Origin of the sequence: Roseovarius nubinhibens ISM, from assembly GCF_000152625.1 — a bacterium.
GTDB lineage: Bacteria > Pseudomonadota > Alphaproteobacteria > Rhodobacterales > Rhodobacteraceae > Roseovarius > Roseovarius nubinhibens.
This window is the reverse complement of the sequence record NZ_CH724156.1, coordinates 436,391-455,954: the sequence shown is the minus strand read 5'-3', so window position 1 is coordinate 455,954 and position 19,564 is coordinate 436,391. Positions and strand designations below refer to the sequence as shown.

Below are 19,564 nucleotides of genomic sequence, written 5' to 3'. Positions count from 1 at the left end.
GCGATCTGAGGGCTTGCACGCGCCGGGGCGGGCAGTAGGCTGGGGCAAATCAGTTCGGCCATCGCGCCCTTGCCAGAAGGTTCCCCCAGTATGACATCCGAGACGCCCGCCCCCTCGCTCGCAGGTTTTGCCACAGCGGAAAATGCCGTTCCGGTGCAGGTGATCGAGGCGGGCGAACTTGACGATTGGCTGGCCGCGCAGCCGGGGCGCGTGGCGCAATGGGCCAAGGCGGCGGGGTTTTCCGCGCGGCTGGGAGAGGTTCTCTTGGTGCCCGATGCCGACGGCGGGCTCGACCTTGTGCTGGCGGGCTATGGCGAGGCCAAGGTGCGGGCGCGCGGGCGGTTTCATCTGGCGACAGTGGCGGCGGGGCTTCCCGAAGGGATCTACCGGCTTGACGGTTTGGCGGCAGAGCGGCGGGCCGAAGAGGCGCTGGGCTGGCTGCTGACCGGCTATGCCTTCGACCGTTATGCCAGCCAAAAGCGCGGGCAGGCGCGGCTTGTGGCGCCCGAGGGCGTCGATGCGGCGCGGATCGAGGCGATGGCGGCGGGCGAGGCGCTCACCCGTGATCTGATCAACACGCCGGCCGAGGATATGGGGCCGGCCGAGCTCGAAGCGGCGTGCCGCGATCTGGCGGCGGCCCATGGCGCGGCGGTAGAGGTGACGGCGGGCGAGGAGCTGCTGGCGCAGAACTTTCCGCTCATCCACACGGTGGGGCGGGCGGCAGAGGCCGCGCCGCGGCTCATCGACATGCGCTGGGGCAGCGAGGGGCCGCTTTTGTGTCTGGTGGGCAAGGGGGTCTGTTTTGATACCGGCGGGCTCAACCTCAAGCCCGGGGCGTCGATGGGGCTGATGAAGAAGGATATGGGCGGGGCGGCGACGGTTCTGGGCCTTGCGCAGATGATCATGGCGCTCGGCCTGCCGCTGCGGCTGCGGGTGCTGATCCCGGCGGTCGAGAACGCGGTGGCGGGCAATGCCTTTCGGCCCGGCGATATCTATCGGTCGCGCAAGGGGCTGACGGTCGAGATCAACAACACCGATGCCGAGGGGCGGCTGGTTCTGGCGGATGCGCTGGCCTATGGGGCGGAAGACACCCCCGATCTCATGGTGTCGATGGCGACGCTGACCGGCGCGGCGCGGGTGGCTGTGGGGCCGGATCTCGCGCCCTATTACACCGATGACGAGGGCGATGCGCAGGCGTTGATGGCGGCGGCTGGGCGGATGGCCGATCCGGTCTGGCGGCTGCCCTTTCACCAGCCCTATGAGGCGATGATCGAGCCCGGTATCGCCGATCTCGACAATGCGCCCAAGGGGGGCTTTGCCGGGTCGATCACCGCGGCGCTTTTCCTGCGGCGGTTCGCGGGCGAGACGCGCTATATGCATTTCGACATCTATGGCTGGAGCCCGAGCGCGGCCCCGGCGCGGCCCAAGGGCGGGGTCGGCATGGGGGCGCGGGCGCTGCTTGGGGCGCTGCCCGAGATGCTGGGCCTGTGATGGACCGGCGTCGTCATTTCGCCAATGACCGGGTGGCGCATGCGTCGCTGCGCGGTCAGGTCACGGCAGAGCGGTTCGCTGAGGGCACGGCGATGCGGGTGGTCGCGCCGGTGCTGTCGCTCTATGCCTATCCGCATGCGCCACGGGTCGAGCGGCAGGTGCTTTTGGGGCAGCGGGTGACCCATCTCGAGACGCGCGAAGGCTGGGCCTTTCTGCGCGATGAGGGCAACGGGCATGTGGGCTATGCGCGGGCCGAGGGGTTGGCCGGTTGGGCGCGCCCGACGCATCGGGTGCAGATGGCGCGGACGCTGGTCTTTGCCGCGCCCGATATCAAATGCGCGGGGCCGGTGCCGCTGTCGCTCGGCAGTCAGCTCTGCGTGGTGGGCGAGGCCGGGCGGTTCGTGCGGCTTCTGGATGGGCGCTATGCGCTTGCGGCGCATCTGGCCCCGGCGGAGGAGCCGGAGAGCGACCCGGTGGCGGTGGCCGAGCGGCTTTTGGGCACGCCCTATCTCTGGGGCGGCAATTCGGGCTTTGGCATCGATTGTTCGGGGCTGGTGCAGGCGGGGCTCGCGGCCTGTGGCAGGGCCTGTCCCGGCGACAGCGACATGCAGGCGGCCGAGCTTGGGCAAAGCCTGGACGAGGGCGCGGAGCTGCAGCGCGGCGATCTGGTGTTTTGGAAAGGTCATGTGGGGATGATGGCGGATAGCGTGACGCTGTTGCATGCCAATGCCCATCACATGGCGGTGGCCTATGAGCCGCTGCGCGCGGCCATCGCCCGGATCGCGGCGCAGGGAGAGGGGCCGGTCACGGCCCGCAAACGTCTGGGAGGACTTTCATGAGCGATACATTCTTTCACCCGATTTCGGGGTTCGAGCTGCCGCGTTTTGCGGGCGTGCCGACCTTCATGCGGTTGCCGCATGTGGCGCCGGATCACGCGCGGTTCGGCGAGGTGGAGATCGGGCTCATCGGGGTGCCTTGGGACAGTGGCACCACCAACCGGCCCGGGCCGCGCCACGGGCCGCGTCAGCTGCGCGATGCCTCGACCATGATGCGCGCCCAGCATGCGGTGAGCGGGATGCGGCCCTTTGAGGCGGCGCGCTGTGCCGATCTCGGCGATGTCGGGCCGAATCCGGCGGATATTCAGGACAGTATGGCGCGGATCACGGCGTATTATGACAAGGTGATCGAGGCGGGGATTCTACCGCTGACGGCGGGGGGGGATCACCTGACGTCGCTGCCGGTGCTGCGGTCGGTGGCCAAGAAATCGCCGGTGGGGATGATCCATTTCGACAGCCACACGGATCTCTTTCACAGCTATTTCGGCGGCATGATGTACACCCATGGCACGCCCTTCCGGCGGGCGGTGGAGGAAGGCCTTCTCGACCCGAAACGCGTGGTCCAGATCGGCATTCGCGGCACCATGTATGACGAGGAGGATCGCGACTTTGCCAAGGCCGAGGGCATCCGTCTCATCCTCATCGAAGAGTTTCATGCGCGCGGCGTCGAAGATGTCATGGCGGAGGCGCGGGAGATCGCCGGAGATGGCCCGACCTATGTGAGCTATGATATTGATTTCGTTGACCCAACCTTTGCGCCGGGCACCGGGACGCCGGAGGTGGGTGGGCCCAATTCCTATCAGGCGCTGCAGGTTTGCCGCGCGTTGGAAGGGGTCAATATCGTCGGTGCGGATATGGTCGAAGTGTCGCCGCCGTTTGACATGTCGGGGGGCACGGCCTTTCTCGGCATGTCGGTGATGTATGAGATCCTGTGCGTCATGGCGGGGCAGGTCGCGGCGCGGTCGAAGTAAGGTTAGAACCGGGGGAGTGACCGGGGGAAGAGCCGGGGGCCAGCCCCCGGACCCCCGGGATATTTCGGGCCAGAAGAAGCGTTCAGGCGCGGGCGCTGTAGAGGATGAGACGGGCCGGAATCGTCAGGTCGGTATCGCGTCGGTATTGCGACAGCAAAGCGGCGGTGGCCTCTATGATGGCCGAGCGGTCGTCCTCGGTGCCGTCTTTTTCCTGAAGCGTGCGGGCGGCGGGGCCGATGAGGCAGGCGAATTCGGCGGCCTCGTGCAGCACCTGTGGCGGCAGGAGCGGGATCTCGACCTCCTCCCCTTCGGCGGCGGACCAGCCTGCGTCGCGCAGGATGCCGGTCACCCGGTCGATGTCCTTGAAGGCGGTCGGGCCGGGGGCGAATTCGGGCAGTGGTGAGGGGCGGCCGAGCCGTTCGACCGCGGCTTTGAAGGGCAGGCGGAACCATGGGTTGTCGGGCATCGGGCCCCAGCAGATCATGGCGAGCCGCGCGCCGGGTTTGGCGGCGCGGCGCAGATTGGCGAAGGCGGCGACGGGATCGTCGAAGAACATTACTCCGAAGCGCGAGAAGAGAAGATCATGCTCGGGCGCGAAGCTCTGGGTCTGGGCATCGGCGCGCAGGAAACTGGCCTGGGGGCCGGTGACGCGGGCGCGGGCCAGATCGATCAGCGGGGCGGAGATGTCGATGCCGGTGACATGGCCCTCTGGCCCAATGGCCTCGGCCAGGGCGCGGGTGCTGGCCCCGGTGCCGCAGCCGATGTCGAGCACCTTTTCGCCCGGCTGCGGGGCGGCGCGGGCGAGGGTGGCGGCCAGCACGTTTTCAAAGAGCCGGTCGAGCGTCGCCTGATGGGTGACCCATTTCTGGCCGGCGCGGGACTGCCAATAGGCGGCCTGATCGGCGTTGGGGCCGGTGTCTGGGCCTGAATCGGGGCCTGAAGCTGGGCCGGTGTCTGTCATCGGATCACTCGACCGCGCGGATGAGCTTGCGTTCCAGCACGCGCAAGACGGTGCGCAGATCGGCGCCGCGTTTGAGGATGCGCCCATCCATGCCGATCACCGCATACTGGCCCTGACGGCCGCGCAGCTTGGGGCGTTTTTCGATCTGGTAGAGCGGGGTTTCGGCGGTGCGGCGAAAGACCGAGAAAATGGCCACGTCGCGCAGGCTCGAGATGCCGTAATCGCGCCATTCGCCCGCCGCGACCATGCGCCCGTAGAGCGACAGGATGACTGACAGCTCGGTGCGGTGGAAAGCCACCTGGGCATCGCCACCAGACCCGGTGAAGGCAGAGGAGCTCTGGACATTCATGGCACAAGTTTGCCGTGAAATGCGGGGTTGGCAAGCAAAATCGCCCCGGTCTATGTGAGGTTTCCGGGGCGCGTGTTGTCTCGGCTCAGCCGCACCAGATCCGGGTGACCGTCCCCTGATCGTCGATATCGACATTGAGCCGGTCGGGCCGGTGATCCATCGTCACCGCGCTGTTGGGCGGGATGATGCGCAGGGCCTTGGCCTCTTTGGAGAAATCATGGGATGTGTGATCCTGGCCCACGAGATGTTGCAGGGCGGCGGCGCCGCAGGCGTCCTCGGAGGGCATGGCAGGGCTTTCAGATTCGGGGTTGCAGGCGGCCAGCAGGGCGGCGGCGGGCAGGGCGAGGATAAAGGGGCGCATGAAAATCTCCTGTTTGCGACAGGTTTCGACCGGCAAGCGGCGATTTGCAAGCGGGGCGGGTATCGCGTGTTGAAAAGCTGCGATCTTTCGCCCAATGTCCGGCCAAATCGAATTTCAGGAGGATTGAGGATGCGTACCAGAGCCGCGGTGGCCGTCGAGGCCGGCAAGCCCATGGAGATCATGGAAGTGAACCTCGAAGGCCCGAAAGCGGGTGAGGTTCTGGTGGAGATCAAGGCCACGGGCCTGTGTCACACCGATGATTTCACCCTCTCGGGGGCCGACCCCGAAGGCGCGTTCCCGGCGATCCTCGGCCATGAGGGCGCGGGCGTGGTTCTCGAAGTGGGGCCGGGGGTGACGAGCCTTGAGCCCGGCGATCACGTGATCCCGCTCTATACGCCCGAGTGCCGCCAGTGCGAATATTGCCTCAACCCCAAGACCAACCTCTGCCAGTCGATCCGCGAGACCCAAGGCAAGGGCGTCATGCCCGATGGCACCAGCCGGTTCTCGATGCTCGATGGGACGCCGATCCTGCATTACATGGGCTGTTCGACCTTTTCGAACCACACGGTCCTGCCGGAAATCGCGCTCGCCAAGATCCGCAAGGACGCGCCGTTTGACAAGGTCTGCTATATCGGCTGCGGCGTCACCACCGGCATCGGTGCGGTGATCAACACCGCCAAGGCCGAGATCGGCAGCCGCGCCATTGTCTTTGGTCTCGGCGGTATCGGTCTCAACGTGATCCAGGGCCTGCGTCTGGCCGGGGCCGATCAGATCGTCGGCGTCGATCTCAATGATGACAAGGCGGTGATGGCCAAGAAATTCGGCATGACCGATTTCGTCAACCCGTCCAAGGTCAAGGGCGATCTCGTGGGGCATCTGGTCGAGCTCACCGGTGGTGGCGCGGATTACACCTTTGACGCGACCGGCAATGTGCAGGTCATGCGCACCGCGCTCGAGGCGGCGCATAAGGGCTGGGGCGAGAGCATCGTCATCGGTGTCGCACCTGCGGGGGCCGAGATTTCGACCCGTCCGTTCCAGCTCGTCACCGGGCGGGTCTGGAAGGGCACGGCCTTTGGCGGGGCGCGCGGGCGCACCGATGTGCCGAAGATCGTCGATTGGTACATGGACGGCAAGATCGAGATCGATCCGATGATCACCCACACGATGCCGCTCGACGACATCAACAAGGGGTTTGAGCTCATGCATTCGGGTGAGAGCATCCGTTCGGTGGTGATCTACTGATCGCGATCATGCGCGCGCCTGATCGGCGTGATCACGAGAATTTGGGGGGCCGCACAGCGATTGTGCGGCCCTTGCTGTTGCAGCCTCGCGTGGAGTGGCTAGGTTAACAGCAACGCCTCGGCCAAAGGTGCCGGGGCCTGCGCAACAAGAGGACATCTGTGATGAGCGACGACAGCTATACCCCCCCGAAGGTCTGGACCTGGGAGAGTGAGAATGGCGGCACCTTCGCCTCGACCAACCGGCCGATTGCCGGGCCGACCCATGACAAGGCGCTGCCCGAGGGCAAGCATCCGTTTCAGCTCTATTCCATGGCGACGCCCAATGGGGTCAAGGTCACCACGATGTTCGAAGAGCTTCTCGATGCGGGGCATGACGCGGAATATGACGCCTGGCCCATTCGCATCGGCGATGGCGATCAGTTCGGCAGCGGCTTTGTCGAGGTCAATCCCAACTCGAAGATCCCGGCGCTGATCGACCGCAGCGGCGCGGAACCGGTGCGGGTGTTTGAAAGCGCTTCGATCCTGCTGCATCTGGCCGAGAAATTCGGCGCCTTCCTGCCCACATCCGGGGCCGGGCGCACCGAGGTGATGAACTGGCTCATGTGGCAGATGGGCAGCGCGCCCTATCTCGGCGGTGGGTTCGGGCATTTCTACCATTACGCGCCGGAGAAATGGCAATATCCGATCGACCGTTTCGCGATGGAGGTCAAACGCCAGCTCGATGTGCTCGACCGGCAGCTCGCCGAGCGGCGGTTCATCGCGGGCGAGGACTATACGATTGCCGATATGGCGATCTGGCCCTGGTACGGCAATCTGGCGCTCGGCCGTCAATATGGCGATGCGGCGACCTTCCTCAGCCTGCATGAGTATGAGCATGTGCAGCGCTGGGCCAATGAGATCGAAAACCGCCCCGCCGTGCAGCGCGGGCGCAAGGTCAACCGGTTCTGGGGCGAGCCCGAAGAGCAGCTCTGGGAGCGGCACGCCGCCTCGGATTTCGAGACGCAGACGCAGGACAAGATCGGCGAAGACGCCTGATCTTTTTCGGCAATTCGCGCGATTGGCCAAGGCCGCCTCTGGGAAGGGGCGGCCTTTGTGCTATGTGTGGGGGCAGACGCCTCACAGGAGGGCGCCTCACAGGAGAGAGACATGCCCGAACAAACGCCGCTCTTGGCGGTTCTGATCGATGCCGACAATACATCGCCGAAATGGACGCAAGCCATCTTTGACGAGATCGCCTCGATCGGCGAGGCGTCGGTGCGGCGCTGCTATGGGGATTTCTCGTCCCAGCAGATGAATGGCTGGAACCGGGTGCAGGCCGAGTTTGGCCTCGTGCCGCATCATTCGCCGGCCAATACCGTGGGCAAGAACGCCAGCGACATCGCGCTGGTGATCGACGCGATGGATTTGATGCATACGGGCCGGTTCGACGGGTTCGTTCTGGTGTCGTCGGACAGCGATTTCACCCGGCTCGCCAGCCGCTTGCGCGAACAGGGGCTCGAGGTGTTCGGCATCGGCGCGCGCAAGACGCCCGAGGCGTTTCGCAAGGCCTGCAAGCGGTTCATCTATCTCGAGAATCTCGGCGGCGCGCCCGAGACCGAGAGCCGCGCCCCGGCGACCAAGCTCACCGAGGCGCGCGACCTGCTCTTCAAGGCGATGGACAGCATCGATCAGGATGGCGATTGGTACGCGCTGGGGCGTCTGGGCCAACAGATCACCACGGCCAATCCAGATTTCGACACGCGCAGCTATGGGCATAAGAAGCTCAGCGACCTGATCGCGGCGATCAAGGTGCTCGAGACCCGGCGCGAGGGCAATCAGCTCATGGTGCGGCGGATGGATTGAGGCGGCTGTTACGGTGCTTTGACGGGCTCAACGGCGGCAAGGTAGGGGTCGTGTCGGTCACAAATTCTCTCGATACATTCCGGAGGGATACCCCAAGGGATACAGACATCCCCAACCGATCCGGACGTTTCCGGGAGGGAATGGCCAAGGCTGTTCATAGTGTCCCACAAAACCTTATTTGAACCATGTAGGCACGATGTGGCGGGTATCTTCACCACCACGACAGCTGGGCTTCCTGGCTCATTGATTGGGATGTCGGTATCTTTAACTGTTCTACCCAACACCCGTTGAATGAACTCGCCGCCGAAGAGTTTGAAGAAGATGTCGCATCCGCCGTCATGAAGCCCCACGCGATGGGGTGACACAAAGCAAAGTTTCTCTCGAGTTGTGACTCCCGTTCGGTCGTTTTCTTCATTCCATGTCGCAAGCTTCGTGAGAAGTCGCTCAGTATATTCGTTGCTCGGCAGGCTACTGAAAGCCTTTCGAACGCGCTCGATTTGATCATTGGGATTGAGGGCACGAAGTCCCTCTCGCCATATCGTATCTTGATCCAACAGGCGGGTCGCATGGAATGCCCTGAGGTGACATTTCGCGAAATCGCTCTCTATCTCACGCGGGACATGGTCTGTCACTGGCGAGGGCGGTCTATTGGTTAAGTAACGATGGTCTGAATCGGAGCTATCCCAAGAAGACTGCTCATACATTTCGCGGAGGATCTCTCGCGCCACCGGTTCCAAAATGGGCTGAAAACGGCCCACATATTCTTCTGGGTGATCGAAATCGTATGTAAACATCGAAGGCTCCCTCTCGTGACAGTGTGACTTGGCTCCGGGATTGAATCTCGGGACACCTCAGTTTCTCACTCGCGAGTGGTTACACCCAAATTCATCAGGGTTCCTTTGCTCCCAACAACGCGAAAGCCCCGCGCGGGGGCGGGGCTTTCTCATTCGATCTGTCTGACTTTTATCCAAGCCTGGCGCTCAGTTGAGCAGCCCGGCGTGGCGCAGGCCCGCGTCGACGAGGGCTTTGGTCTCGTCCAGCAGCGGGGTGAGCGGCGGGCGGACCTCGGCGCTGCACAGGTCAAGCCGCGACATGGCGTATTTGACACCGACAAGCCCCGGCTCGGTAAAGATCGCCTGATGCAGCGGCATGAGCCGGTCCTGGATCTTGAGCGCCTCGGCGTAATCGCCGCGCAGCGTCGCCTCTTGCAGCTCGGCGCAGAGTTTCGGCGCGACATTGGCGGTGACCGAGATACAGCCGACGCCGCCCTGGGCGTTGAACCCGTGTGCGGTGGCGTCTTCGCCCGAGATCTGCAGGAAGTCGGTGCCGCAGGTGATGCGCTGTTGGCAGACGCGGGCGAGATCGCCGGTCGCGTCCTTGACGCCGATGATGCGCGGCAGTTTCGCCAGCTCGCCCATGGTGGCGGGGAGCATGTCGACGACCGAGCGACCGGGGATGTTGTAGATTACGATCGGCAGGTCGCAGGCATCATGCAGCGTCTTGAAATGCGCGATGAGGCCGCGCTGGGTCGGCTTGTTGTAATAGGGCGTGACCACGAGGGCGGCATCGGCGCCGACCTTCTTGGCATGCTCCATGAAGCGCAGCGATTCCGCGGTGTTGTTGCTGCCGGCACCGGCGACCACGGGAATGCGGCCATTGACGGCCTTGACCACGATCTCGACCACGGCTTCATGCTCTTCATGGCTGAGCGTCGGGCTCTCGCCGGTGGTGCCGACGGGAACAAGACCGTGGCTGCCTTGGTTGATGTGCCACTCGACAAGGTGTTTGAGCGTGTCAACATCCAGCGCGCCGTTCTTGAACGGCGTGACCAGGGCAGGTAGTGAACCTTTAAGCATGACACGCTCCTTTCTTTTGTCATGGCGGGCGGATGGCCCGTAAAATGAAGGCCTCAGCGGGATCATGCCCATCATGACCGAATGTCATTGGACGGGGTTTGGCCGCATACATAGGCTGGGCCTGTCTATTATGTGACGGACGGTGAAATGCAAGCTGTGAAACGCGGAATGGCCATTGTTTTCCTTCTGGGGGCCGGGTTCGGGGTTGGGCTCGGGGCCGGGGTTGGCCCGTGGGCGACGCCGGGCTGGGCGGCGGAGGGTCTGCGCGACCTGCCGCCGCGGCCACTGACCTCGGCGCTCTTGGCGGCGCAGGACGGGCGCTGGATCTGGGCGCGCGGGCTGGCCGAGCGGAGCGGCCCGGCGGGGCCTGCGATCATCGACTGGATGCGGCTGCGCGCAGGTCATGGCAGCCCGCAAGAGGTGCTGGCCTTTCTGGACAGCCATGGCGATTTCCCGGGTCTCGACCGGCTGGTGGAGAAAAGCGAGCCGGTGTTTGAAGAGGCGAGCGATGCCGAGGTGCTGGCGCTTTTCGAGAGCCGCAGCCCGCAGACCGGGGGCGGTGTGCTGCGCCTCGCGCGGGCGCAGATGGCGGCGGGCAAGCAGGGCGATGCCGAGGCGGGGATCGTGCTGGCGTGGCGGACGCTTGATCTGAGCACGGCCGAGCATGATCTTTTCCTGGCCGAGCACGGCCCGTTTCTGGCCGATCATCACGCCGCGCGGCTCGACATGGCGGAATGGCGCGGGCTCAAGGATGTGGCGCTCATGCGGCCCCTGGTGTCGGAGGCGCAGCAAAAGCTCTCGGCGCTGCGCGACAAGATCAAGAACGGCGGTGATCCGTCGGCGGGAATATCGGACCTTCCCAAAGAGTTGCAGGACGATCCTCTCTTGTCCTACCGGCGGTTCGAGCGGCTGCTCGACATGGGCAAGACCGAAGAGGCGATGGCCCTCACCGTGGCGCAGAGCCATAGCGACAAGGGGCTTGGAATCCCTGACCGCTGGGCGAGCTGGCGGCGGGCGCTGGCGCGTCGGATGATGCGCGAGGGCAAGTATGACACGGCCTATGCGCTGGCCTCGGTGCATGGGCTGGAGGAGGGCGGCGATTACGCCGATCTCGAATTTCTCTCGGGCTATCTGGCGCTGCGGTTTCTCGATGATGCGGAACTGGCGCGGGATCATTTTCAGCGGCTGAGCGCGGCGGTCAATTCGCCGATCTCGCGGGGCCGGGCGGGCTATTGGCTGGGCCGGGCGCAGGAGGCGCTGGGCGATCCGGAGGCGGCACAGGTGTCCTATGAGGCGGGGGCCGAGCATCCGACGAGTTTCTACGGGCTGCTGGCGGCGGAAAAGGCCGGTGTGGCGCTGCCCGAGGATCTCAACGGGCGCGAGGATCTGGGCGATGGGCGGGCGGCTGCGTTCGCCAAGAGCCTGCCGTATCAGGCCGGGGTCCTATTGGCCAAAAACGGGCAGGATTGGTATGCCGAGATGTTCCTGACTGATCTGGCCGAGCGGCTGAGCCGGGACGATCTGGCGCGTCTGGGGCAGGCGCTCGACGAGATGGGCGACGCGCATCTGCAGGTGATGGCGGGCAAGGCGGCGGCGTCGGAAGGGCGGGTCGCCAATGGGATCTACTACCCGCTGCACCCGATGCAAGAGATGGATCTGCCCATCGATATGGAGATGGCGCTGGCCATTGCGCGGCGCGAGAGCGAGTTCGATTTCTCGGTGCGCAGCCATGCCGGGGCCGAGGGGCTGATGCAGGTGATGCCCGGCACCGCGCGCGATGTGGCGCGGGACACGGGCGTCGCCTATGACCCGGAAAAAGTGCGCAACGACTGGCGCTATAACGCGCAGCTCGGGGCGTCCTATCTGGCCCAGATGGCCGAGCGGTTCGACGGCAATATCCTATTGGTGTCAGCCGCTTACAACGCGGGGCCGCATCGGGCCGATCAATGGATCGAGGCCCTTGGCGATCCGCGCGATCCAGAGGTCGATGTGGTGGACTGGGTGGAACATATCCCGTTCCGCGAGACCCGAAACTATGTGCAGCGGGTGGCCGAGAGCCTGCCGATTTACCGCGCCCGGCTGGGGCGTGATCCGCTGCCACAGCCCTTTTCCAAAGAGCTGGCCGGGCGCAGCCTGACGCCCAGCCTAAGTCAGGGAAACTGAGGTTCAGCCGCCGACCATGGCAAAGAACTCCGCCTCGGTCAGCCGTTTATGCGTGCCCTCGAACCCGTAACAGGCGGGTTTGCGGTCGATGAAGATTTCATCGCCAAGGCGCAGCCCCTCCGTGCTGTCGAGCGTGCCGATGCAGATGTAATGCAGCCCCTGATGCGGACCTTCGGCGGTCATCCGCGAAAAGATCGAACTGCCGCAGTTTTTGCAAAAACAGCGCTCGGCCCAGTCCGAGGATTTATAGGTGCCGAGATGCTCCGCCCCGCCGGTGATGTGAAAGGCGGCCTCGGGCACTTCGGTCGAGAGATTGACCCCGCCCGACCATTTCTGACAGTGGCCACAGTGGCAGGCATGGGCGGTTTCCGGGGCGTGGTCGATGCGGTAGGTGACGCTGCCACAGAGGCAGGAACCGGTACTGGTCATGGGACATCCTTTCAAAGGCGACTGAGGTCAGACTAGCAAGACCCCCTGTCAGGTTCTGTCAGTGGATGCGCCTCTCTCAGCCCGCCAGATAGCGCGCGGCGGCGTCCCCGGCCCAGCGCCCGGTCGCCAGACAGGCGGTGAGCAGATAGCCACCCGTCGGCGCCTCCCAGTCGAGCATTTCGCCGGCGGCAAATGTGCCGGGCCGGTCGCGCAGCATGAGACCCTCGTCGAGCGCGTCAAAGCGCAGCCCGCCTGCGGTGGAAATCGCCTCATCCATCGGGCGCGGGCCGTCATGCGACACGGCCAGCGCCTTGACCCGCGGCGCGAGATCCTCGGGCAGGGGGCGGGCAAACTCCATCAAGAGCGCCTGTTTCACCGGGTCGAGCCGCAGCGTGCGGCGCAGGTGGTTGGCAAGGCTCTGCTTGCCGCGCGGCCGGGCGAGCCGGGCGCGCAGATCCTCAAGGCTCAGATCCGGGGCGAGGTCGATGGTCAGCGGCGCGCCGTCGCGCATCGCGGCCGAGAGCGCATAGATGCCGCCGCCCTCGATGCCACGTTCCGAGATGACGAACTCGCCGCGCGAGAGCTGATCGCCCGCCTGCAGGGCGCAACCCTTGACCGGCGTGCCGAAATGCCGCCGCATATGGTCGGACCAAGAGACCGCAAAGCCCATATTGGCCGGGCGGAACGGCGCGGTGCCCTCGACCCAGCCCGCCCATGCCCCGTCCGAGCCGAGCCGCGCCCAGCTCGCCCCGCCACAGGCGAGGATCGTGGCGCGGGGGCGGAGCACACGCGGCCCCTCGGGCGTCTCAATGCGGCAGGTCTCGCCGTCCCAGCCGGTCCAGCGCCAGCGCCGTTCGAGCCGCACGCCCGCGCCCTCGAGCCGCGCCAGCCACGCCCGCAACAGCGGCGAGGCCTTCATCGCCTCGGGAAAGACCCGGCCTGTCGAGCCGGTAAAGAGCGGCTGACCGAGGCCGCGCGCCCAATCCTGCACCGCCTCAGGCCCAAAGCCGCGCAGCATCGGGGCCAATTCCGCCTGCGCCGCGCCGAACTGTGCGAGAAACGCCTCGAAAGGCTCGTCCTTGGTGAGGTTGAGCCCGGATTTCCCGGCCATCAGGAATTTGCGCGCGGGGCTCGGCTTGGCCTCGGCCAGGGTGACGGCGACGCCCGATGCCGCCAGCCGCTCTGCCGCCATCAGCCCTGCCGGGCCGGCCCCGATGATCAGCGCCTCGCTCATGCCTCGGGCGGCAGTCCCTTGTGATGGACCACACGCTGCGGGTAGGGGATCTCGATATTATTGTCCTTGAGCGCGTTCCAGATCGTCATCATCACCACCGGGGTAAAGCGGTTCTTGCCATCGTCGATGCCATTGACCCAGAACTCGACCGCAAACTCGACGCCGCTGTCGCCAAAGGCGCGCAGCTCGCAATCGGGGCCATCGGGCACTTGCAGGATGAAATCGAGCTTGGACACGGCCTCTTCGATGATCTCGGGCACGCGGTTCACGTCGGCATCATACGAGACCGAGAATTCCGCCTCATAGCGGTTGGCGCTGCCCTGATCGGAATAGTTGACGACGCGGGTGGTGATGAAATCCTCGTTCGGCACCACGATCCAGCGGCCATCAAAGGTCTCGAGGATCATCGCGCGGGCGGTGGTCTTGACGATGGTGCCCGCCTCGCCGCCGTCCAGCTCGACATAATCGCCGACCGTGGCCTGCCCCTCGACGAGAAGGATCACGCCCGAGATGAAGTTGGCGGCGATCTTCTGCAGGCCAAAGCCGAGCCCCACGCCAATCGCACCGCCGAGCACCGCCAGCGAGGTGAGCGAGATGCCCAAGATGTTCATCAAGAGCAGGAAGGCCGCGCCGAAAATGGCGATCTCGGCGGCCTTGGCGGCAAGCTGTCGGGTCGCCGGGCGCATGTCCTGCTGGGCATGGATATAGCTTGTCGATTGATCGTTCGACCAACGCCCGAGCCAGAACACCACGCCGCCCGCGACCACCGCCTGCAAGAGCCAGAGCAGGTCGAAAGACATGTTGCCGAGCGGCACGATGGTGGATTTGAGCTTGGCCGTCGCCGTCTCCAACAGGCCCACGGCATAGAGCGCGGCCATCGGCAGCAGCACATATTTGCCCAGCAGGCGCAGAAACGGATCCTTGAGGATATCGCGCACGAGGATGCGCACGCCGAGGAAGATGAACACCCGGTTGCCAAAGGCGATGACCGCGCCCGAGTCAAAGAGCGAGCGGGTCACGCTCTCGCCCAGACCGGTGAACACATAGGCCAGAAGCGGCAGCAAAAGCGGCGTGAAATCCAGCACAAAAAGGCGGGCGCGGGCGATGATATGGGTCTGATCGCCCTGCGGTGTGAGCAGCCTTTTGAGCAGCGGGCGCAGGCGGCGGTTGATCATCACCGAGAGCAGATAGGCCGCGATCAACAGGGCGAATTGCGACCATGCGGCGGGGCTCAGCAGCCAGCTTTCGGCGATCTCCCAGCCTTGCCGTACATAGTCCATAAGCTGTTGAATGATTTCCGGTTGTCCGTCCATCCCGTACCCTCTTGCCCTTGTTACGCTGTCCTAGCACAATCTCTTGCCCGGAACTGCGCTGGTGATCAAGTGAGTGATACGTCTGATCCGATCTGTCCGCTCTGTGGCCGCCCCCTGCCCGGGGACGTGGCCCAGAGCCTGCATCACCTCGTGCCGCGGCTCAAAGGCGGCAAGGGCGGGCCGGTGGTGCGGCTGCACCAGATTTGCCACAATGAAATCCACGCGAGCCTGACCGAGGCCGAGCTCGCCCGCGACTATCACACGATCGAGGCCTTGCGCGCCCATCCGAGGCTTGCGAAATTCATCCGCTGGGTGGCCAAACGGCCACCGGGGTTTCGCTCGAAAACGCCGGGGCGGCGGCGGTTGCGTTAGCGCCGCGCCAGCATCGCCAGCCGGATCAGCGCCCGTTCGACGAGGGCCATATCGGGGGCCACCCGGCCCGCCGAGCGCAGCGTCAGATCGGTCTCGAGCAGGATCGACAGCGCCTGTTCAAGCTTGGCCGCGCCCCAGCCCTGCGCCTGCCGCAGCATCCGGTCGCGGCGCGGGCCAAAGACCGGCGGCCGCATCCGCGCAATGCCCTGCGCCGCGCCGCCGGGATCGGAGGCGGCGGTATAGAGCGTGCGAAAATGCCGGGTCGCCGCGATGCAGAGCCCGACAGGCTGCACCCCTTGCGCCTTGAGCCGTTTGAGCACCGGGCCGATCTCCTGCGAGCGGCCTTCGGCGACGATATGCAGCACGTCATCGGTCTCGGCCTCGGTCGAGCCGGGGGCGCAGTTCTGGATGTCTTCGCTCGACAGCGGGCTGTCATCACCGAGCTTGTAAAGCGACAGCTTTTCAAGCGTTTGGCGGAAATCACCGGGATCGAGCGCCTTGGAGAGCGCCACCAGATCGGTCATCGCCTCGCCCGGCACATTGCCGAGCCCCGCGCGGCTCAGCTCGGCCTCGATCTCGGCCCGCGACGGCGGGTCGTCATAGATCGCGGCGGCATAGGCGTTTTTGTGCCCCTCAAAGGCCTTGCGGATCTTTGACGTGGGTTTGAGCGTGCCGGCGGTGACGATGATCTGGGCATCGCCCTCGGCCCAATCCTCCAGCGCCGCCAGAATGGCCGGGGCGGCGGTTTCGGTCGCATCCTCGACAAAGGCCACGCGCGGGCCGGGGAAAAACCCCTGCGCCTTGATCGCATCGAGCAAGAGCGCCGGGTCCTTGCGCAGATCGGCGGCGGGCATCCGGGTAAGGCGCATTTCCTCTTCGCCCTGCGGGCCGATGAGGGCCTTGATCACCTCTTGCCGGCGCATCGCCACCCGCATCGCATCGGCGCCATAGATCAGCAGCCCGGTCTTGCCTGCATCGGGACGCGCGAAATAGCCCGCGGCGTCACGCGGGGCGAGCTTCATGAGGCGGGCGCGGTCAGCGCCGCGCCGAGGCGGGTGGTCACATCATCGGCGAGGATGATCATCAGCCGTTCGCCCGCGTCATCCTGTGCGGCCTGGGTGGCGACGGTGCTGCCCGAGGCGGAATAGCTGGTAAAGCTCTGGGTCTTGCCCGAGGCCGCGACCTCGCCGGTTTGCAGATCGCGCAGCGCATAGGTGACGCGGCCGATCACATTGTAGCGGGTGGTCACGTTGCTCGACGAAATGGCGACCGCCTCTTCGCCAAAGTCGATCTTGTAGGACAGCCCATAGCGCGGGTTGGAGCCGCGGCCGAGCCGTTCCTCCATGGTGCGCACAAAGAGGTAATCCTGCCGCGACTTGGGCGCATCCACCGCCACCGCATCAATCAGCGCTGCGCCGCCGCCGCCCGGCCCATAGACCGGGGTAAAGCCACAGCCCATGGCCAGAAACCCGAGGCCAAGGGCGCAGAATTGACGGCGGTTAAATGACGACATTGACGATCCGTCCCGGCACAACGATGATTTTCTTCGGCGCGGCGCCATCGAGCGCCTTTTGCACAGCATTCATCGCCAGCGCGGCTTTTTCAACCTCGGACTTGTCCATATCGGCGGGCACGGTGATTTCGGCCCGGCGCTTGCCGTTGATCTGGATCGGCAGTGTGACCGTGTCGGAGACGAGCATCGCCTCATCCGCCACCGGCCAGGTCGCCGCCGCGCAGAGACCTTCGCCGCCCTGGCGCGCCCAGACATCTTCCGCGAGATGCGGCGTCATCGGCGACATGAGCTGGGCGAGGGTGCGGATCGCCTGCCGCTGGGTGGCGGCCCCGGCCTTGGATTTCGACAAGGTGTTTGTGAAGGCATAGAGCTTGGCGATGGCCGCGTTAAAGCCAAAGCTTTCGACGCCCATGGTCACGTCATGGATCGCCTTGTGCATCTCGCGCAAGAGCTCCTTGTCGGCGTCGCTCTCGGGCGCGTCCTCCATCTCGGCGATGCGCTCGCTCAGGTTCCAGACCCGCGTCAGATGTTTGAACGCGGCCTCGGCCCCGGCAGCGGTCCATTCGACATCGCGCTCGGGCGGGCTGTCGGACAGCACGAACCAGCGCGCGGTGTCGGCGCCATAGGCGTCGATGATGCTCACCGGGTCGACCACGTTATTTTTCGATTTCGACATCTTGGCCGAGGGGATCACCGTGACCGCCTCGCCGGTCTCCTTGACCACCACCGCGCCGTCACGCTCCTCGACCTCGTCGGGATAGTGATAGAGCGGGCGGCCATTGTCGGCGCGGCGCTCGGCGTTTTCATAGATGGCGTGGGTCACCATGCCTTGGGTGAAGAGCGCGTTGAAGGGCTCGATGCTCTTCTCCGGCAGATGGCCGCAAATCTGCATCGCCCGCGCGAAGAAGCGCGAATAGAGCAGGTGCAGGATCGCATGTTCGATGCCGCCGATATATTGGTCGACATTCATCCAATATTCGGCCTCTTCCATCACCGTCGGCGTCTCGGCACGGGGCGCGGTGAAACGGGCGAAATACCACGAGCTGTCGACGAATGTGTCCATCGTGTCGGTCTCGCGCCGGGCCGCGCCGCCGCATTTCGGGCAGGCGCAATCGCGCCATGTCGGATGCCGGTCGAGCGGGTTGCCGGGCTGATCAAAGCTCACATCATCGGGCAGGCGGACGGGCAGGTTTTCTTTCTTCTCCGGCACCACGCCGCAGCTGTCGCAATGGACCACCGGGATCGGGCAGCCCCAATAGCGCTGCCGCGACAGGCCCCAATCGCGCAGGCGGAACTTGGTCACGCCCTGACCGATGCCATTGGCCTCGCAGAAGGCGATGGCGGCGTCGATGCCTTCCAGCCCGGTCTGCTGCGCGTCGCCGGCAAAGCCCTTGATATAGTTCACCGTTTCCGTCTTTTGCGGCACATAGGCCGCGCCGCCCTCTTCGGGCAGGGCAAAGCCGTCTTCGGCGGCGACAGGCGCATAGGTCGAGACCACGGGCAGCGCGTATTTGCGGGCGAAATCGAGGTCGCGCTGGTCATGGGCCGGGCAGCCGAAAATGGCGCCGGTGCCGTAATCCATCAGGATGAAATTCGCCACATAGACCGGCAGCTCCCACGCCGGGTCGAGCGGATGGCGCACCCGCAGCCCGGTGTCAAAGCCGCGTTTCTCGGCCTTCTCAAGCTCTTCTTCCGAGGTGCCCATGCGGCGGCACTCGGCGTTGAACTCGGCGAGAGCTTCGTTGTCGGCCTCAAGACGCCGCGCCAGCGGATGATCGGGCGAGATGCCGACAAAGGACGCCCCCATGAGCGTATCGGGACGGGTCGTATAGACCTCGACCCGGTCCATCCCATCCGGCCCGTCAATGAGCGAGAAGGAAAACTGCAGCCCGCGCGACCGGCCGATCCAGTTCTCCTGCATGAGCCGCACCTTGGCGGGCCAATGCTCGAGCGTGTCGAGCGCTTCGAGCAGCTCTTGCGAATAGTCGGAAATCTTGAAGAACCACTGGGTCAGCTCGCGCCGCTCGACCAGTGCGCCCGAGCGCCAGCCGCGCCCGTTTTCCACCTGCTCATTGGCAAGCACGGTCATATCCACCGGGTCCCAGTTCACCACCGCGTTCTTGCGATAGACGAGGCCCTTTTCGAGGAAGTCGAGAAACAGCGCCTGCTGCTGGCCGTAATATTCCGGATCGCAGGTGGCAAACTCGCGGCTCCAGTCGATCGACAGGCCGAGCGGCTTCATCTGCTTCTTCATCGTGGCGATGTTGCCGTAGGTCCAGTCCTTGGGGTGGCCGCCGCTCGCCATGGCGGCGTTCTCGGCGGGCATGCCAAAGGCGTCCCAGCCCATCGGATGCAGCACGTTATGGCCGGTGGCGATCTTGTAGCGCGCGATCACATCGCCCATCGTGTAGTTGCGCACATGGCCCATATGGATGCGCCCCGAGGGGTAGGGGAACATCTCGAGCACATAGTATTTCGGACGGTCTTCCGAGCGGGTGGCCCGGAACAGCCCCGCCTCATCCCATGCGGATTGCCATTTCGCTTCGATCTCGGCTGCGGAATACGGCATGGAGTTTGCCCTTCTACTCAGATTCTGGTGTTGGCAAGGGTGATAGGGGGCGGGGGCGCAAAC

General features: G+C 65.1%; 19 protein-coding genes. 8 read left to right on the top strand and 11 right to left on the bottom strand.

Annotation, left to right across the window (positions count from 1 at the left end; translation table 11 throughout):
* The first annotated feature begins 90 nt into the window (after positions 1–90).
* From ISM_RS02330 to speB, 3 genes are read left to right on the top strand one after another with little or no spacing between them, the layout of a single operon-like run.
* Positions 91–1,491: a leucyl aminopeptidase family protein gene (locus ISM_RS02330; RefSeq protein ID WP_009812495.1), complete on the top strand. Its 1,401-nt coding sequence runs from the start codon at positions 91–93 to the stop codon at positions 1,489–1,491.
* Positions 1,491–2,330 carry a C40 family peptidase gene (locus tag ISM_RS02325; protein WP_009812494.1) on the top strand — a complete coding sequence of 280 codons (840 nt, stop codon included), beginning with the start codon at positions 1,491–1,493 and terminating at the stop codon, positions 2,328–2,330. Before ISM_RS02330 ends, ISM_RS02325 begins: the two co-directional genes overlap by 1 nt.
* Positions 2,327–3,298: an agmatinase gene (speB, locus tag ISM_RS02320; RefSeq protein WP_009812493.1), complete on the top strand. Its 972-nt coding sequence runs from the start codon at positions 2,327–2,329 to the stop codon at positions 3,296–3,298. The genes ISM_RS02325 and speB overlap by 4 nt, the downstream gene beginning before the upstream one ends.
* An 82-nt stretch (positions 3,299–3,380) precedes the next feature.
* Here the strand turns inward: speB and ISM_RS02315 are convergent, their stop codons facing one another.
* From ISM_RS02315 to ISM_RS02305, 3 genes are all read right to left on the bottom strand, one after another.
* Complete coding sequence (locus ISM_RS02315) at positions 3,381–4,259, bottom strand: class I SAM-dependent methyltransferase (RefSeq protein ID WP_009812492.1); 879 nt, start codon at positions 4,257–4,259, stop codon at positions 3,381–3,383.
* A 4-nt stretch (positions 4,260–4,263) separates the two neighbouring features.
* Positions 4,264–4,608 carry a DUF2794 domain-containing protein gene (locus ISM_RS02310; protein WP_009812491.1) on the bottom strand — a complete coding sequence of 115 codons (345 nt, stop codon included), beginning with the start codon at positions 4,606–4,608 and terminating at the stop codon, positions 4,264–4,266.
* 85 nt (positions 4,609–4,693) lie between these two features.
* On the bottom strand, positions 4,694–4,969 hold the full coding sequence (locus tag ISM_RS02305) for an I78 family peptidase inhibitor (RefSeq protein ID WP_040618252.1): 276 nt from the start codon (positions 4,967–4,969) through the stop codon (positions 4,694–4,696).
* Between the two features lie 129 nt (positions 4,970–5,098).
* On the opposite strand from ISM_RS02305, the gene ISM_RS02300 reads away from it, so the two are divergent.
* The 3 genes from ISM_RS02300 (at position 5,099) to ISM_RS02290 (ending at position 8,052) form a co-directional block, all read left to right on the top strand.
* The gene (locus ISM_RS02300) at positions 5,099–6,211 is read left to right on the top strand and encodes an S-(hydroxymethyl)glutathione dehydrogenase/class III alcohol dehydrogenase (RefSeq protein WP_009812489.1); all 1,113 of its coding nucleotides are present in this window, start codon (positions 5,099–5,101) and stop codon (positions 6,209–6,211) included.
* Between the two features lie 161 nt (positions 6,212–6,372).
* A complete protein-coding gene (yghU, locus tag ISM_RS02295) occupies positions 6,373–7,245 on the top strand; it encodes a glutathione-dependent disulfide-bond oxidoreductase (protein WP_009812488.1) in 873 nt (290 codons plus the stop codon).
* A gap of 111 nt (positions 7,246–7,356) precedes the next feature.
* Positions 7,357–8,052: an NYN domain-containing protein gene (locus tag ISM_RS02290; protein ID WP_009812487.1), complete on the top strand. Its 696-nt coding sequence runs from the start codon at positions 7,357–7,359 to the stop codon at positions 8,050–8,052.
* 8 nt (positions 8,053–8,060) lie between these two features.
* Here ISM_RS02290 and ISM_RS18130 read toward each other — a convergent pair whose 3' ends face one another.
* Positions 8,061–8,846, bottom strand: coding sequence for a hypothetical protein (locus ISM_RS18130; protein WP_156783292.1), 786 nt, complete (start codon positions 8,844–8,846; stop codon positions 8,061–8,063).
* A gap of 186 nt (positions 8,847–9,032) precedes the next feature.
* Complete coding sequence (gene dapA, locus ISM_RS02285; RefSeq protein WP_009812486.1) at positions 9,033–9,908, bottom strand: 4-hydroxy-tetrahydrodipicolinate synthase; 876 nt, start codon at positions 9,906–9,908, stop codon at positions 9,033–9,035.
* Positions 9,909–10,076: 168 nt separating this feature from the next.
* Here dapA and ISM_RS02280 point away from each other — a divergent pair, with 168 nt between their 5' ends.
* Positions 10,077–12,071, top strand: a complete 1,995-nt coding sequence (locus tag ISM_RS02280) for a lytic transglycosylase domain-containing protein (RefSeq protein WP_009812485.1) — start codon at positions 10,077–10,079, stop codon at positions 12,069–12,071.
* Positions 12,072–12,074: 3 nt separating this feature from the next.
* On the opposite strand, the gene ISM_RS02275 is transcribed toward ISM_RS02280, so the two are convergent.
* From ISM_RS02275 to ISM_RS02265, 3 genes are all read right to left on the bottom strand, one after another.
* Positions 12,075–12,500 (bottom strand): GFA family protein, encoded by a 426-nt coding sequence (locus ISM_RS02275; protein WP_009812484.1) that lies wholly within the window; start codon positions 12,498–12,500, stop codon positions 12,075–12,077.
* A gap of 76 nt (positions 12,501–12,576) precedes the next feature.
* Complete coding sequence (locus ISM_RS02270) at positions 12,577–13,734, bottom strand: TIGR03862 family flavoprotein (RefSeq protein ID WP_009812483.1); 1,158 nt, start codon at positions 13,732–13,734, stop codon at positions 12,577–12,579.
* A complete protein-coding gene (locus tag ISM_RS02265) occupies positions 13,731–15,047 on the bottom strand; it encodes a mechanosensitive ion channel family protein (RefSeq protein WP_009812482.1) in 1,317 nt (438 codons plus the stop codon). The genes ISM_RS02270 and ISM_RS02265 overlap by 4 nt, the downstream gene beginning before the upstream one ends.
* Before the next feature lie 69 nt (positions 15,048–15,116).
* Here ISM_RS02265 and ISM_RS02260 point away from each other — a divergent pair, with 69 nt between their 5' ends.
* On the top strand, positions 15,117–15,419 hold the full coding sequence (locus ISM_RS02260; RefSeq protein ID WP_040617781.1) for an HNH endonuclease family protein: 303 nt from the start codon (positions 15,117–15,119) through the stop codon (positions 15,417–15,419).
* On the opposite strand, the gene holA is transcribed toward ISM_RS02260, so the two are convergent.
* The 3 genes from holA to leuS are packed head-to-tail and all read right to left on the bottom strand — an operon-like array spanning position 15,416 to position 19,501.
* Positions 15,416–16,441: a DNA polymerase III subunit delta gene (gene holA / locus ISM_RS02255; RefSeq protein ID WP_009812480.1), complete on the bottom strand. Its 1,026-nt coding sequence runs from the start codon at positions 16,439–16,441 to the stop codon at positions 15,416–15,418. The two genes, ISM_RS02260 and holA, sit on opposite strands and share 4 nt — an antisense overlap.
* Positions 16,438–16,932, bottom strand: coding sequence for an LPS assembly lipoprotein LptE (gene lptE, locus ISM_RS02250; RefSeq protein WP_040617780.1), 495 nt, complete (start codon positions 16,930–16,932; stop codon positions 16,438–16,440). Before lptE ends, holA begins: the two co-directional genes overlap by 4 nt.
* Positions 16,919–19,501 carry a leucine--tRNA ligase gene (leuS, locus tag ISM_RS02245; RefSeq protein ID WP_009812478.1) on the bottom strand — a complete coding sequence of 861 codons (2,583 nt, stop codon included), beginning with the start codon at positions 19,499–19,501 and terminating at the stop codon, positions 16,919–16,921. Before leuS ends, lptE begins: the two co-directional genes overlap by 14 nt.
* Positions 19,502–19,564 lie beyond the last annotated feature (63 nt).

Bases quoted from the DNA above. Each gene is read 5' to 3' on its own strand.
- ISM_RS02330 (WP_009812495.1), top strand. From the start codon at position 91: ATGACATCCGAGACGCCCGCCCCCTCGCTCGCAGGTTTTGCCACAGCG.
- ISM_RS02325 (WP_009812494.1), top strand. From the start codon at position 1,491: ATGGACCGGCGTCGTCATTTCGCCAATGACCGGGTGGCGCATGCGTCG.
- speB (WP_009812493.1), top strand. From the start codon at position 2,327: ATGAGCGATACATTCTTTCACCCGATTTCGGGGTTCGAGCTGCCGCGT.
- ISM_RS02315 (WP_009812492.1), bottom strand. From the start codon at position 4,259: ATGACAGACACCGGCCCAGCTTCAGGCCCCGATTCAGGCCCAGACACC.
- ISM_RS02310 (WP_009812491.1), bottom strand. From the start codon at position 4,608: ATGAATGTCCAGAGCTCCTCTGCCTTCACCGGGTCTGGTGGCGATGCC.
- ISM_RS02305 (WP_040618252.1), bottom strand. From the start codon at position 4,969: ATGCGCCCCTTTATCCTCGCCCTGCCCGCCGCCGCCCTGCTGGCCGCC.
- ISM_RS02300 (WP_009812489.1), top strand. From the start codon at position 5,099: ATGCGTACCAGAGCCGCGGTGGCCGTCGAGGCCGGCAAGCCCATGGAG.
- yghU (WP_009812488.1), top strand. From the start codon at position 6,373: ATGAGCGACGACAGCTATACCCCCCCGAAGGTCTGGACCTGGGAGAGT.
- ISM_RS02290 (WP_009812487.1), top strand. From the start codon at position 7,357: ATGCCCGAACAAACGCCGCTCTTGGCGGTTCTGATCGATGCCGACAAT.
- ISM_RS18130 (WP_156783292.1), bottom strand. From the start codon at position 8,846: ATGTTTACATACGATTTCGATCACCCAGAAGAATATGTGGGCCGTTTT.
- dapA (WP_009812486.1), bottom strand. From the start codon at position 9,908: ATGCTTAAAGGTTCACTACCTGCCCTGGTCACGCCGTTCAAGAACGGC.
- ISM_RS02280 (WP_009812485.1), top strand. From the start codon at position 10,077: ATGGCCATTGTTTTCCTTCTGGGGGCCGGGTTCGGGGTTGGGCTCGGG.
- ISM_RS02275 (WP_009812484.1), bottom strand. From the start codon at position 12,500: ATGACCAGTACCGGTTCCTGCCTCTGTGGCAGCGTCACCTACCGCATC.
- ISM_RS02270 (WP_009812483.1), bottom strand. From the start codon at position 13,734: ATGAGCGAGGCGCTGATCATCGGGGCCGGCCCGGCAGGGCTGATGGCG.
- ISM_RS02265 (WP_009812482.1), bottom strand. From the start codon at position 15,047: ATGGACGGACAACCGGAAATCATTCAACAGCTTATGGACTATGTACGG.
- holA (WP_009812480.1), bottom strand. From the start codon at position 16,441: ATGAAGCTCGCCCCGCGTGACGCCGCGGGCTATTTCGCGCGTCCCGAT.
- lptE (WP_040617780.1), bottom strand. From the start codon at position 16,932: ATGTCGTCATTTAACCGCCGTCAATTCTGCGCCCTTGGCCTCGGGTTT.
- leuS (WP_009812478.1), bottom strand. From the start codon at position 19,501: ATGCCGTATTCCGCAGCCGAGATCGAAGCGAAATGGCAATCCGCATGG.